Genomic DNA, 13,114 nt, shown 5'->3' on the forward strand with positions numbered 1-13,114 from the left:
CTCTTCCCCCATCGGAGCAGCGCTCATGAAATGAAGTATTTCTGGAAATTCTCATCAAACAGGACCTTTCCTACAGGAATTATGTAGCCAAGTCGCTACACTGCGCCGCCGATTCCGACCGCGGGCTCGAACAATCTCTGAGGCTGTTGCATGAAATTTCGCTTTCTTCTCTGGATGCTTGGCTTTTTGATGAGCCGCGCCAGTCGCAACAATCCTGCATTCCAGCAACAACTGGCGGGTAAAGACCTGACATTTCAACTGCAGACCGTGGACGGAAAAGTAGCTCGCCATTTCGTCGTACGTGATCAACGTATCAGCAGCGCCAGAGGGCTGGTCGCCGAACCTGCGTTCGCGATCTCGTTTCGCGACGCCGCATTTGGCTTTGCGACCCTGCAAGCCAAGAACAAGCAGCTCGCATTCATGCAGGGTATTCAGGACAAGGACATCCATATCAAGGGCAATCCGGCCCTGGTGATCTGGTTCCAGGGCCTGACCAAATACCTCAAGCCGAAAAAGAAGAGCCTCTGATCAAGGAAGCTGCAACCCGCCCGATGCCTTGTGCAAGGCACGAAGGTGATCCCCCATCTGCTTGAGGTTGGCTTCGTTTGCGGCGATCTCTTTGGCGCGCTTGGGCTCCAGCAATGCACGCACCTCCTTGTCCAGATCTCCGGTCAGGCGCTTGAGTTGTTTCTGGCGCTGGCTGCTTTCACTCTCAAGCTGTTGCCATTCGCCAGCCTGGGGCAGACCGTAACCACGGCTGCCCAGCAACTCCGCAGGGCGGCTGAGAAACCCGCTACTGGCCAACAGCTCTTGCAGCGTGCCAGTCGCTTTTGAAACCTGGCCATCTTTTCGCTCCCGAGCCCCCAGGTAACTTTGCTTCACTTCATCCTGCGCCAGAAGCAATTGGCGACGCAGGCTCGCCTGTTCCAGCAACAAAATGGCTGCGCTGGTGCGCAAATCCGCTTTATCGAACCACTGACTGCGCTCGCTGGCAGGCAAACTCATCCAGTCTTCTACGGTGGTCTGCTTGATCGGCAGGTGCTTCTTCAGCACCTCGAACATCGCTTGATAGCGATCCCGGTAGGAATCGAAGCGATAACCCAGACGCAGGGCTTCCTTGGGATCGTCCAGAACGCTGGTGTCGGCAAGATCGCGTCCCTTGAGTACCTCAAGCAAACCGTTGGGCAAGATGCTGTCCAGGCCGACCAGCTTGGGGTTGTGCGTCCCGCTGCGCAGCAGCTTCAGGTTTTCGACCGCGCAGTTATTCGACAGGAAGTAGTAATTGCCGTCGTAGCTCCAGTGCATTTCGGCGGCGTGCTGAACCAGACCATCGATTTCAGGGCGTGACAGTTTAATGGGCACCGAGGCCAGGCTGCGCAGTTCAGTCTTGGTGTATTCGTCGATGACTTGAGCCAGTGGCAGCACGAACAGGCGTGACGGGTAAGCGCCCATCAGGCCATCCCAGCTGGAGAGCTGCACATCCCCCACAAACGCGCGGTATGACAGGACAAGGTGCTGATCCAGATCGAGTCGGCAATCCGGGCCACGTGGGCGGCCCGGCTTGCAGATCACCAGGCGCAGCATGCTGTGGCCCCAGCGGCTCACCCAGTTCTGGTTCGCTTCGGCTAGCAGGTAATCGACCGCATACACCCGCTCAGGGTCCAGCTTGCCCAGCGGCTCGCGTCCGAAATCGCTGCCCGCGTTCAAGTAGGGATAAAAGGTTGGGCAGGTATCCTTTGCAGCAGGTGCCCAGCCGAAACGCTCCTTGTAATACGCGTACAGCGCCGGGCGACGACAGGCGTAGGCCGGGTCGAGCAGGAAATATTCCATGTTCACTGCGACAAATTCGAGCGGGCTGGTGGTTTCGTAGATATCCGGGCTGCGTGCTACCTGACCGTTGTGTTCTTCCCGTTCGCCGCGTCGCCCGACGTACTGCGGCCAGCCAGCAAGGTCCAGCAGGCGAGGGTCGTCACTCAGGGTGAAGCGTCGTTCAGTCTGACCACGGCAGCCATCGGGCAGGCCGATATTGCCCAGCGAGCTGTTACGCCGCGAACAACGCACCAGGGTGGCTCGTTCGGTATCGGACCACAGTCGGGCACGGTCGTAAATGTGCGTCAGTTCGTGCAGAACCGTGGCAAGCATTTCCCGGCGCACAGTGCCGTGCGGCCGGCCGGTCTGCGTCGTCGCGGCAGAGCCATCGGTGAGCGAGGCCAGAAGGTTGGTGTTGAGGTACAGCTGATACGGCCCGGCGGCCTGGCCGTAGGCATTATGTGGCATGTCATTGGACCAGCTCACCTTGACGTGGCGGTCCAGCGACTCGATGAAGCGGGGCGGCAGGTCGCGCATGGCTTCATCGATCAGCGCCTGACTGGCTTGCTGCTGGGCTGTGTTGAGCCCATCGGTCTGCAAATCAAGCTTCAGGCTGGCTGAAGCATAAGTCCCGACCAGCGACAGTGCGCTGGCAAGCAGCCAGACGCCAAAGCGCCTCACAATGCGAGGATTGCTTCAGCCAGCGTCTGGTCGCTGGCGTCGCGTGCTTCAGGCACACGGGTGCGCAGCGTGTCGAAGGCAGCGTCGAGCTGAGCTCCGTGAATATCGCCACCACTGGCGACATAACTGGCGGCATCGTCCTTGGCCTGAATCACAACCTTGGAATCGCGGATGGATGTCGTGGTATCAGAAGTGAAATCGATGGTCCGGCCAAATGCCCGAACAATGATATTGCTCGTGGCAACAACAGTCTGAGCCTGGGCAAAGTCGGCCATCAGCAGCAGGCCAAGGGATACAGCAATCAGCGGCGTACGCATTTTAGTAACGTCTCCAGTTACGCAGAAGGGCAAAGTGGCTATTGGACGAGGATTGCTTGCGCCAGTTCAAGGTCGCTGGCACGAAGTTTTTCATGGGACTGGCGCAAGCTGCGCAACGCCGACTCGAGTCGGGCCCCGCGGATCTGGCCGTCACTGGCAATGAACGCCGCAGCGTCATCCTGAGCCGCCATTATCAGCTTGTTGTCAAAAGGTGAGCTGCTGACCTGACTGGTTGCGTACCCCGTTTTTACCAGGCCCTGCGTGGTCGAATCGAACGCATGGGCCGGGCTGATCCAGCCGAAGCCGGCAAAGAGGACGATCAAAAAGGGGTGTACTGGGCGCATGGCTTTCACGAACCGGCAAAACAGGTGTAGAAGGCTAGCGCAATGCTCTGGCCAGAGCTACCCCGGCAGTCTGCAGACCTCCGGGAGCGGCTTGTCAGATTGCCAGAATAGCTTGAGCCAGCTGGTCGTCAGTGGCATGCAGTTCAGGCATTTGCTGACGAATGTGCTGGAACGCGCCTTCAAGTTGAGCGCCTCGAATGTCACCTGCACTGGCCACGAAGCTGGCGGCATCGTCACGGGCTGCGCGAACGATCTTGTCGTCCTTGAACGAAGACGAAATATCGGAAGTGGCATCGGTCGACGCGGCGACAGCGCCAACGACGGTGTCAGTGGTCACGATGAAGCTGGAAGCGTTGGCGCTTGCGGCAGCGGCGGTCAGCAGAACGGCGGCGCCAAATGTACGTAGCAGAGACATGATCAAGTTCCGTCAGAAGAGATAAAGCACAGATTGCGGGTGGCACAGGATGCGTGCGAGGCCGATCTGGCGTCCAGCCTATAACAGCGCTGCCTGGCTTGCTATTGGAAAGCAGCGCAGAAACGCTGTATGCCATACATTAAATGGTAACTGTACTGGCCTAAGTTTGTAACATTTGAAATTGTACCTGCCATATTATCGGCAGGCTTGGCGCACAAATGACAAGACCCGATTCAGCTGCCTGAATCGGGTCTTGTATGAAGCAATTCGGGTTGCTGGCGGGGAGACTTCAGTAGTCTGGGGCCAGCGAGCGCTGTGTTAGCGCCAGAACGGCTTGCTCAGCTCTTCGTAACGCTGCGCTTCGCTGATACCTGCGTCGGCCAGCAAACGTGCGTCCAGACGGGCCAGTTGATGGCGGCTGGAGAGGCGGCGCTGCCAGAGCATCAGGTTGGCGAACATGCGCAGAGGCAAGGAAGATTTTGCAGTGGTGGCGGTGCTTTCGCTGAACAGATCGGAACTGATTGTACGTTCCATGGTGTGACTTCCTTCCGCTTGTGGCGGGATAAGTGAGTTGCTTGACTGGTGCCCATTCTCCTCTCGATTCACCAGCCCCCATAGACACAGTTCATCTGTATTGTGAGGGTTCAGTTAACTGTTTACAGGGACTGTTTTGTTCATTATTGGGGCAACTGTACCGGTCGGCACTCTTATAGTGCGTTTTTGTCAGGTGCGGATGGCGTTTTGTGTTTTAAGACGCTTTTATGACCAGTACAGCAGTACAGTTTTTCTTCATGTGGGCCGTGAGTGGAAGCGAGCCGATGGCCAAAGGTCTTGCTCACTTCCAACTGTCTCGTTCAGGCCGGCAGCATGCGACCTGTTTCTTCGAGGTTTATGTGCCAACTCAGTGCTTCGCGAAGGATGTGAGGCGAGTGCCCGCCGCGTTCGCATGCAGCGTTGAAATAGGCGTTCAGCGCGTCCCGGTAATCGGGGTGGACACAGTTGTCGATAATGACGCGGGCGCGCTCTCGCGGTGCCAGACCACGCAGGTCCGCCAGTCCTTGTTCGGTTACCAGAATGTCGACGTCATGTTCGGTGTGATCGACATGGCTCACCATCGGCACGACGCTTGAGATGGAGCCCCCTTTGGCAATCGATTTGGTCACGAAGATGGCCAGATGAGCATTGCGCGAGAAGTCTCCCGAGCCGCCAATGCCGTTCATCATGCGCGTGCCGCATACATGGGTGGAGTTGACGTTGCCGTACAGATCGAACTCCAGCGCGGTGTTGATCCCGATGATGCCCAGTCGGCGAATGACTTCAGGGTGGTTGGAGATCTCCTGCGGGCGCAGCACCAGTCTGGATTTGTAGCGGCTGAAGTCGGCAAAGACCTGCGCGTGCTTCGATGCTGAAAGCGTCATGGAGCTGCCTGAGGCGAAGCTCAATTTGCCTGCATCGAACAGATCGAAAGTTGAATCCTGCAGTACCTCGGAATACATGGTCATGTCATGGAAAGGCGAATCCAGCAGGCCGTGCATCACCGCATTGGCGATGGTGCCGATGCCCGCCTGTAACGGCATCAGCGTGTTGGTGAGACGGTCCTCGCGCACTTCTTTCTTGAAGAATTCCACCAAGTGCTGAGCAATGGCCTGGGTTTCCACGTCCGGCGGTAGCACCGTGGACGGGGAGTCGGGTTGATTGCTGATCACGATGCCGATGATCTTTGCCGGATCAATCTTCACCGCGTGGCTGCCGATGCGCGAATCGGCTTCCAGTACCGGGATGGGCAAGCGCGTGGGGCGATAGCTTGGAATATAGACGTCGTGCAGCCCTTCCAGCTCCAGAGGCTGAGCCAGATTGATCTCCACGATCACCTGTTTTGCAAGAATGGCGAAGCTGGCGGAGTTGCCCACTGAGGTGCTCAATACCAGATGGCCGTCCTCGGTGATGGCCACGCACTCGATGACGGCCAGGTCCACGGCCTTGATCTGCCGATTGCGCAGTTGCTCGACGGTATCGGACAAATGCTGATCGATGAACATGACGGTGCCGTCGTTGATGGCGCGGCGTAGTGTGCTGTCGACCTGAAATGGCATACGGCGGGAAAGCACACCGGATTCGGTCAGTTGCTTGTCCAGATCATTGCCCAGGCTGGCGCCGGTCATCAGGCTGATCTTGAGCGGCGAGACCTTTGCACGCTCAGCCAGCGCTTGGGGAACGGCTTTGGCTTCACCTGCTCGGGTGAAGCCACTCATGCCGACGGTCATGCCATCTTCGATCAGGGCGGCGGCGTCGGTTGCGCTCATTACCTTGCTCATCAGGGAGGGCAGGCGGATACGGTCATGGTGCATGGATTCATTCTCGAAGGTTGAGGCGAGCGACAAGTCTAGACAGTCGGGTTCTTTTCGTCCCGCTACCATGGTCGCATTTGAGGGCTCTAATTAGCGGTTCTCAGCGCAAAACACTGTTACGCAAAATGCAAAAAGCCCCGGTCGCAGCGCGAGCCGGGGCTGTTCTGGACGGGGCAGACTAGGCGTTATCGACGGCCTTCACCATGTCCTCGATCACCTTTTTGGCGTCGCCGAACACCATCATGGTTTTATCCAGATAGAACAGTTCGTTGTCCAGACCTGCATAGCCGCTGGCCATCGAGCGCTTGTTGACGATGATGGTCTTGGCCTTGAACGCTTCGAGGATGGGCATGCCTGCAATCGGCGATTTCGGGTCGTTCTTGGCGGCCGGGTTGACCACGTCGTTGGCGCCGAGCACCAGTACTACGTCTGCCTGACCGAACTCGGAGTTAATGTCGTCCATCTCGAATACTTGGTCATAAGGCACTTCGGCCTCAGCCAGCAGCACGTTCATGTGGCCGGGCATGCGTCCTGCCACCGGATGGATCGCGTACTTCACGGTCACGCCATGATGCACCAGCTTTTCGGTCAGCTCTTTGAGAGCATGCTGGGCGCGCGCCACTGCCAGACCGTAACCCGGCACGATGATCACCGTGTCGGCATTGGTCAGCAGGAAGGTGGCATCGTCGGCCGAACCGGATTTCACCGGGCGTGCTTCCTTGGCGCCTGCAGGGCCGGCCGTATCCGTCGCGCCGCCGAAGCCGCCGCCGATCACGTTGAAGAATGAACGGTTCATGGCCTTGCACATGATGTACGACAGGATCGCGCCCGAAGAGCCCACCAGCGAGCCTGCAATGATCAGCATCGAGTTGTTCAGCGAGAAGCCAATACCTGCCGCCGCCCAGCCCGAATAACTGTTGAGCATCGACACCACGACGGGCATGTCGGCCCCGCCAATCGGGATGATCAGCAGAACGCCGATCACGAAGGCCAGTGCGAGCATGATGGCGAACGCGGTCAGGTTGCCTGTGAACATGAACGTGAGGCCGAAGAACAGCGTGGCCAGGCCCAGAATCAGGTTCAGTTTGTGCTGACCGGCGAACTGTACCGGCGCGCCCTGGAACAGGCGGAACTTGTACTTGCCTGACAACTTGCCGAACGCGATCACAGACCCGGAGAAGGTAATCGCGCCAATCGCCGCGCCCAGGAACAGTTCCAGGCGATTGCCGGTGGGTATGGCGTCGCCCAGGTGTCGAACGATGCCCAGCGACTGAGGCTCGACCACTGCTGCGATGGCGATGAACACGGCCGCCAGACCAATCATGCTGTGCATGAAGGCCACCAGCTCCGGCATCTTGGTCATCTCGACCCGCTTGGCCATGATCGAACCCGCAGTACCACCGACCAGCAGGCCGACGACGATGTAGCCGATGCCGGCGCTGGTGCCTTCAGCGGTCGACAAGGCGGCCAGTTTGAATACCAGGCCGACCGTGGTGAGGACCGCCAGCCCCATGCCCAGCATGCCGAACAGGTTGCCGCGACGCGATGTGGTCGGGTGGGACAAGCCTTTGAGCGCCTGGATGAAGCAGATCGAAGCGATCAGGTACAGCAGGGTAACCAGATTCATGCTCATGGCTTCTGCACCTCGTCTTTCGCTTTAGGTGCCTTTTTCTTGAACATTTCCAGCATGCGCCGGGTAACCAGGAAACCGCCAAAGACGTTAACGGCAGCCAGCGCGACAGCCAGTGTGCCCATTGTTTTGCCCAGCGGCGTGACCGTGAGCGCTGCGGCAAGCATCGCACCGACGATCACGATGGCGGAGATGGCATTGGTCACCGCCATCAATGGCGTGTGCAGTGCGGGCGTCACGTTCCAGACCACGTGGTAGCCGACATAAATCGCCAGCACGAAAATGATCAGGTTGTAGATGCCGGGGGAGATCAACTCTTCCATTGGGGTGTCCTCAGCCGTTCTTGCGGATGATTTGACCGTCGCGGCACATCAGGCACGCGGCGACGATGTCGTCTTCGAGGTTGATCGAGAATGCGCCATCCTTGTCGAACAGCAGCTTCATGAAGTCCAGCAGGTTGCGGGCATACAGCGCCGATGCATCGGCGGCCACCAGTGCGGGCAGATTGGTGTGGCCGACGAGGGTCACGCCGTGCTCGAGCGTAACGTGGTCGGCCACGGTCAGCGGGCAGTTGCCACCTTGAGCGGCCGCCAGGTCGATAACCACAGAACCGGGCTTCATTTGCGCCACGGTGTCGGCGCTGAGCAGTACCGGTGCTTTGCGGCCTGGAATGAGGGCGGTGGTAATGACGATATCCGAAAGCTTTGCACGTTCATGCACTGCCACAGCCTGGCGCTGCATCCAGCTGACCGGCATGGGGCGTGCGTAACCGCCGACACCCTCGGCGCATTCACGTTCTTCATCGGTTTCGTAAGGAACATCGATGAATTTCGCGCCCAGTGACTCGATCTGCTCTTTTACGGCTGGGCGCACATCCGACGCCTCGACCACGGCCCCCAGGCGCTTGGCGGTGGCGATGGCCTGTAGACCGGCAACCCCTGCACCGAGGACAAGCACGCGGGCAGCTTTGACCGTTCCCGCAGCGGTCATCAGCATCGGCATGAACCGCGGGTAGTGGTGCGCCGCGAGTAAAACCGCTTTGTAGCCAGCAATGTTGGCCTGCGAAGACAGCACATCAAGACTCTGCGCACGCGAGGTGCGCGGGGCGGCTTCAAGCGCAAAGGCGGTGATGCCACGCTCTGCCATCCGGGCAATGTTCTCGTTGTTGAAGGGGTTGAGCATTCCGATGACGACCGTACCGCTCTTTATAAGCGCCAGTTCGTTCTCGTTCGGGGCCACGACCTTGAGGATAAGTTCGCTGGCGAAGGTGTCGTCGGCTCCACGCACGGTGGCGCCTGCGGCTTCATAGGCACTGTCCGGGACGCTGGCATGAATGCCGGCGCCGCTTTGTACCGTGACGCTATGCCCTTGGCTGATCAGCTTCTTGATGGTTTCCGGGGTGGCAGCGACCCGGGTTTCACCTGACTGGGTTTCGAGGGGAACACCAATGTGCACGTCAGAATCTCCTGCGCGATCTTTTTTATCTTCATGAATAGGCCAGTGCACTGCGGCTATTGCGCCTGGAAGTGGCCGATCAGCAAGCCCCTGAATACAGGGAGCGCCGCATTTTGCAGGCGAAGTCGAAGGGGTTCAACACATTCTGTAATGAGACTGAAGATTAACTACAAGTCACCCTGTGACCTATTGTCGCGATTAAGGCATTTGGCCCTTTATTTACGGGGGGTTTTACTGAAAGCCGTATGTAAACCAGCGGAAATCGCCATTTCTATCCAGTACGTGTCCGCGGAGCAGCTATCTGTGCATGAGCCTTGTAAATAAAGGCCTGCAGGCGAGGTTGAGCGTTATCGTACAACTGTTGTTTAAGCGACATAAGCTTATATCTGTAGGTTATTTATAGTGTGTACTACTTTTCCACCTCAGGCCTCAAACCCGCTCGGACGGTAGCGTGTAGCCATTTGCTTGATCGATGAGCCAGTCACGGAACGCACGCAAAGAGGCTGATTCGATTTTCCGCTCTGGAATCATCAGGTGATAAGCCTTGTTACTGGGTAACGAATGAGCATTGGCAATCACCAGGCGTTTTTCCTGCAATTCACGCTGGATGAGGAAGGGTGGGATCAGTGCGATACCCATATCGTGCATGGCAGCTTGCGCCAGCATGGAAAACAGCTCGTAGCGAGGGCCTGTCATGTCACGCGCCACGTTGAGGTTCTGAGCGGCGAACCATTGTCGCCATGCGTAAGGACGTGTGGTTTGTTGCAGCAGCGGCAGTTCACCCAGTTCACCTGCATCCAGATGTTCTCGGCCTTGCAGAAATGCGGGGCTGCAGACGGGCATCGAGTTCTCATTCATCAGCCGATAGGCCTCAGTGCCCGACCACTCGGCGTCGCCAAAGTAGATCGCAGCGTCGAAGTCGGTGTCGGCGAACAGGAACGGGCGTGTGCGATTGGTGAGGTTCACCGTCACTTCCGGGTGCTTGTGTTGAAAGTCTCTGAGGCGAGGCAGCAGCCATTGCGTGCCGAAGGTTGGCACAACGGCCAGTTCAATAACGTTCGTGCCCTGTTGGCCCATGATCGATAGGGTGTCGCGCTCCACGGCGTCGAGCTGCATGGCGACGCGACGGCTGTAGGAAAGACCAGCCTCCGTCAGCTTCACCCCGCGACGCGAGCGTCGGAAAAGCTCGATACCGAGAAACGATTCCAGGCTGCCAATCTGTCGGCAGATGGCGCCCTGTGTCAGCGATAACTCTTGAGCGGCCTTGGTAAAGCTTTCATGGCGCGCCGCCGACTCAAAGCTGATCAGTGCGGTGGTGCTGGGAATCTTGCGTCTCATGTACCGAGTCCTCACTGATTGTGGTGTCTATTCGGGCCTGGTCCCGTTTCGGAGTGAGAAATTAGCACAACAGGTTGAAGAATCCTCGTTTGTCGGTGGGGCGATCCGGGACTAGGATCAAGCGCACAACATTCAGGTTAGCGTGAGGGCGAGTTATGAGTGGCAAGGCGAGTTTCAACTGGATCGATCCTCTTTTGCTGGATCAGCAGCTCACTGAAGAGGAGCGCATGGTTCGCGACAGTGCCGAGCAGTTCGCTCAGAGCAAGCTTGCCCCGCGTGTACTGGAAGCCTTTCGTCACGAGCGGACCGACCCGGCCATCTTCCGCGAGATGGGCGATATGGGACTGCTGGGGGCGACCATTCCCGAAGCGTTTGGAGGCAGTGGCCTCAACTATGTGTGCTACGGCCTGATTGCCCGCGAGGTCGAGCGCATCGATTCCGGTTATCGGTCAATGATGAGTGTGCAGTCTTCGCTGGTCATGGTGCCCATCAACGAGTTTGGTACTCAGGCGCAAAAAGAGAAGTACCTGCCGAAGCTGGCTTCGGGTGAGTGGGTCGGTTGTTTCGGTCTGACCGAGCCCAATCACGGCTCCGATCCGGGAGCGATGATCACTCGTGCCAAAAGCGTGGAGGGTGGCTATCGCCTGACCGGCAGCAAGATGTGGATCACCAACAGCCCGATCGCTGATGTGTTCGTGGTGTGGGCCAAGGATGATGCGGGCGACATTCGCGGCTTCGTTCTCGAGAAAGGCTGGGCAGGCCTTAGCGCTCCTGCGATTCACGGCAAGGTTGGCCTGCGGGCGTCCATCACTGGCGAGATCGTGATGGATAACGTATTTGTGCCTGAAGAAAATATCTTTCCCGATGTACGCGGGCTCAAGGGGCCTTTTACGTGTCTGAACTCGGCGCGCTATGGCATCTCCTGGGGAGCATTGGGGGCTGCGGAATTCTGCTGGCACACAGCGCGTCAGTACACGCTTGATCGCCATCAGTTCGGTCGGCCTTTGGCGGCCAATCAGTTGATCCAGAAAAAGCTCGCTGACATGCAGACCGAGATCACGCTGGCCCTGCAGGGATGTCTGCGTCTGGGGCGTATGAAAGACGAGGGCACCGCTGCGGTGGAAATCACCTCGATCATGAAGCGTAACTCCTGCGGCAAGTCTCTTGACATCGCGCGGATGGCGCGGGACATGTTGGGGGGGAATGGCATCTCCGACGAATTCGGTATCGCTCGCCATCTGGTGAATCTGGAAGTGGTCAACACCTACGAGGGCACGCATGACGTGCATGCGCTGATCCTTGGGCGCGCACAGACCGGCATTCAGGCCTTCTATTAAGGAGGGCGCAACATGGGCGCGCTTTCTCATATCCGGGTGCTGGATTTGTCGCGAGTGCTGGCAGGTCCTTGGGCAGGCCAGATCCTTGCCGACCTTGGCGCGGATGTCATCAAGGTCGAGCGTCCGGTTTGCGGCGACGATACCCGTTCGTGGGGGCCGCCGTTTCTGAAGGATGAGGCGGGGCAGAATACGACTGAGGCGGCTTATTACCTGTCGGCCAATCGGAACAAGCAATCGGTCACTATCGATTTCACTCGTCCTGAGGGGCAAAGGCTGTTGCGTGAGCTGGTCGCGAAGTCTGATGTGGTGATCGAAAACTTCAAGGTCGGTGGGTTAGCTGCCTATGGTCTGGATTATGAATCCCTCAAGGCGCTCAATCCGAAGCTGATCTACTGCTCTATCACCGGGTTTGGTCAAACCGGTCCTTATGCGAAGCGTGCCGGTTACGACTTCATGATTCAGGGCTTGGGCGGGCTGATGAGTCTGACAGGACGCCCTGATGGCGATGAGGGTGCTGGGCCGGTAAAGGTGGGCGTCGCTCTTACGGATATTCTGACGGGGTTGTACGCATCTACATCGATTCTTGCGGCATTGGCGCACCGCGATCAAGGCGGTATCGGGCAATACATCGACATGGCACTGCTGGATGTCCAGGTCGCCTGCCTGGCGAATCAGGCGATGAATTACCTGACTACGGGGGTCGCGCCAAAGCGGCTGGGCAACGCGCATCCCAATATCGTGCCTTATCAGGACTTTCCTACGGCCGATGGGGATTTCATTCTTACCGTCGGCAATGACAACCAGTTTCGCAAATTCGCCGAGGTGGCGGGGCAACCGCATTGGGCGACAGACCCAAGGTTTCTCACTAATAAGCTAAGAGTGGCCAATCGGGCTGAGCTCATTCCGCTGATACGGCAGGCAACAGTGTTCAAGACAACCACGCAGTGGGTGGAGGCGCTGGAGGCGGCAGGCGTTCCCTGTGGGCCGGTCAACGATCTCGCTCAGGTGTTTGCAGATCCCCAAGTGCTGGCGCGCGGGTTGGCCATCGAGTTGCCGCACGTGCTGGCCGGGCAGGTGGCGCAAGTGGCCAGCCCCATCCGATTGTCCGAGACGCCGGTGGAATACCGGCGTGCGCCTCCGTTATTGGGGGAGCATACGTCGCAGGTTCTTCAGGAATTGCTCGGGATGAGTGCGGATGAGGTTGTCGCGCTTCAAGCTGCAGGCGTGTTGTAGCGATATAAGCAGGCGTGGGTTTGTTGTCTTTCTATATAGCTACAAGGCCTGAATCGGCTAATTTCGACTTAATCGAAAATAACGGTTGACGCGCTCGTTGAGGTGTCTATAATTCGCCCCACTTCCGGCGCAGACGGAAACGAAAAAGCCTTGAGATTCAATGAGTTACAAGGGTTTATAGGATGAAGTCAGCGAGGAAGGAGGTCG

At 58.1% G+C, this 13,114-nt stretch carries 13 protein-coding genes; 3 read left to right on the forward strand and 10 right to left on the reverse strand.

The genetic code is table 11. The features are described 5' to 3' along the window. The first annotated feature begins 150 nt into the window (after positions 1–150). On the forward strand, positions 151–528 hold the full coding sequence (locus ALP40_RS22625; protein ID WP_122210369.1) for an SCP2 sterol-binding domain-containing protein: 378 nt from the start codon (positions 151–153) through the stop codon (positions 526–528). Here ALP40_RS22625 and ALP40_RS22630 read toward each other — a convergent pair whose 3' ends face one another. From ALP40_RS22630 to ALP40_RS22675, 10 genes are all read right to left on the reverse strand, one after another. Then, positions 529–2,490, reverse strand: a complete 1,962-nt coding sequence (locus ALP40_RS22630; protein WP_122210370.1) for a DUF4105 domain-containing protein — start codon at positions 2,488–2,490, stop codon at positions 529–531. It abuts the gene before it with no gap. Next, positions 2,487–2,807: a DUF2388 domain-containing protein gene (locus ALP40_RS22635; protein WP_122210371.1), complete on the reverse strand. Its 321-nt coding sequence runs from the start codon at positions 2,805–2,807 to the stop codon at positions 2,487–2,489. Before ALP40_RS22635 ends, ALP40_RS22630 begins: the two co-directional genes overlap by 4 nt. A gap of 38 nt (positions 2,808–2,845) precedes the next feature. Continuing rightward, positions 2,846–3,151 (reverse strand): DUF2388 domain-containing protein, encoded by a 306-nt coding sequence (locus tag ALP40_RS22640; protein ID WP_122210372.1) that lies wholly within the window; start codon positions 3,149–3,151, stop codon positions 2,846–2,848. A gap of 94 nt (positions 3,152–3,245) precedes the next feature. Then, on the reverse strand, positions 3,246–3,566 hold the full coding sequence (locus tag ALP40_RS22645; RefSeq protein WP_122210373.1) for a DUF2388 domain-containing protein: 321 nt from the start codon (positions 3,564–3,566) through the stop codon (positions 3,246–3,248). Positions 3,567–3,884: 318 nt separating this feature from the next. Then, the gene (locus ALP40_RS22650; protein ID WP_004881584.1) at positions 3,885–4,100 is read right to left on the reverse strand and encodes a DUF1127 domain-containing protein; all 216 of its coding nucleotides are present in this window, start codon (positions 4,098–4,100) and stop codon (positions 3,885–3,887) included. A 320-nt stretch (positions 4,101–4,420) separates the two neighbouring features. Continuing rightward, positions 4,421–5,914 carry an acetyl-CoA hydrolase/transferase family protein gene (locus tag ALP40_RS22655; RefSeq protein WP_122210374.1) on the reverse strand — a complete coding sequence of 498 codons (1,494 nt, stop codon included), beginning with the start codon at positions 5,912–5,914 and terminating at the stop codon, positions 4,421–4,423. A gap of 178 nt (positions 5,915–6,092) precedes the next feature. Then, the gene (locus ALP40_RS22660) at positions 6,093–7,547 is read right to left on the reverse strand and encodes an NAD(P)(+) transhydrogenase (Re/Si-specific) subunit beta (protein WP_122210375.1); all 1,455 of its coding nucleotides are present in this window, start codon (positions 7,545–7,547) and stop codon (positions 6,093–6,095) included. After that, positions 7,544–7,867, reverse strand: a complete 324-nt coding sequence (locus ALP40_RS22665) for an NAD(P) transhydrogenase subunit alpha (protein ID WP_004881581.1) — start codon at positions 7,865–7,867, stop codon at positions 7,544–7,546. Before ALP40_RS22665 ends, ALP40_RS22660 begins: the two co-directional genes overlap by 4 nt. A gap of 10 nt (positions 7,868–7,877) precedes the next feature. After that, entirely contained in the window at positions 7,878–8,999 is a 1,122-nt protein-coding gene (locus tag ALP40_RS22670) for a Re/Si-specific NAD(P)(+) transhydrogenase subunit alpha (protein WP_122210376.1), read from the reverse strand. Positions 9,000–9,428: 429 nt separating this feature from the next. Further along, on the reverse strand, positions 9,429–10,337 hold the full coding sequence (locus tag ALP40_RS22675) for a LysR family transcriptional regulator (protein WP_122210377.1): 909 nt from the start codon (positions 10,335–10,337) through the stop codon (positions 9,429–9,431). Positions 10,338–10,492: 155 nt separating this feature from the next. Between ALP40_RS22675 and ALP40_RS22680 the strand changes: the two genes are divergently transcribed. Further along, positions 10,493–11,674 (forward strand): acyl-CoA dehydrogenase, encoded by a 1,182-nt coding sequence (locus ALP40_RS22680; protein WP_122210378.1) that lies wholly within the window; start codon positions 10,493–10,495, stop codon positions 11,672–11,674. Positions 11,675–11,686: 12 nt separating this feature from the next. After that, positions 11,687–12,907: a CaiB/BaiF CoA-transferase family protein gene (locus ALP40_RS22685; RefSeq protein ID WP_122210379.1), complete on the forward strand. Its 1,221-nt coding sequence runs from the start codon at positions 11,687–11,689 to the stop codon at positions 12,905–12,907. The last annotated feature ends 207 nt before the right edge of the window (positions 12,908–13,114 follow it).

The sequence above is a fragment of the Pseudomonas viridiflava genome (genome assembly GCF_003702045.1).
Lineage (GTDB): Bacteria > Pseudomonadota > Gammaproteobacteria > Pseudomonadales > Pseudomonadaceae > Aquipseudomonas > Aquipseudomonas viridiflava_C.

Bases quoted from the DNA above. Each gene is read 5' to 3' on its own strand.
- ALP40_RS22625 (WP_122210369.1), top strand. From the start codon at position 151: ATGAAATTTCGCTTTCTTCTCTGGATGCTTGGCTTTTTGATGAGCCGC.
- ALP40_RS22635 (WP_122210371.1), bottom strand. From the start codon at position 2,807: ATGCGTACGCCGCTGATTGCTGTATCCCTTGGCCTGCTGCTGATGGCC.
- ALP40_RS22640 (WP_122210372.1), bottom strand. From the start codon at position 3,151: ATGCGCCCAGTACACCCCTTTTTGATCGTCCTCTTTGCCGGCTTCGGC.
- ALP40_RS22645 (WP_122210373.1), bottom strand. From the start codon at position 3,566: ATGTCTCTGCTACGTACATTTGGCGCCGCCGTTCTGCTGACCGCCGCT.
- ALP40_RS22650 (WP_004881584.1), bottom strand. From the start codon at position 4,100: ATGGAACGTACAATCAGTTCCGATCTGTTCAGCGAAAGCACCGCCACC.
- ALP40_RS22655 (WP_122210374.1), bottom strand. From the start codon at position 5,914: ATGCACCATGACCGTATCCGCCTGCCCTCCCTGATGAGCAAGGTAATG.
- ALP40_RS22660 (WP_122210375.1), bottom strand. From the start codon at position 7,547: ATGAGCATGAATCTGGTTACCCTGCTGTACCTGATCGCTTCGATCTGC.
- ALP40_RS22665 (WP_004881581.1), bottom strand. From the start codon at position 7,867: ATGGAAGAGTTGATCTCCCCCGGCATCTACAACCTGATCATTTTCGTG.
- ALP40_RS22675 (WP_122210377.1), bottom strand. From the start codon at position 10,337: ATGAGACGCAAGATTCCCAGCACCACCGCACTGATCAGCTTTGAGTCG.
- ALP40_RS22680 (WP_122210378.1), top strand. From the start codon at position 10,493: ATGAGTGGCAAGGCGAGTTTCAACTGGATCGATCCTCTTTTGCTGGAT.
- ALP40_RS22685 (WP_122210379.1), top strand. From the start codon at position 11,687: ATGGGCGCGCTTTCTCATATCCGGGTGCTGGATTTGTCGCGAGTGCTG.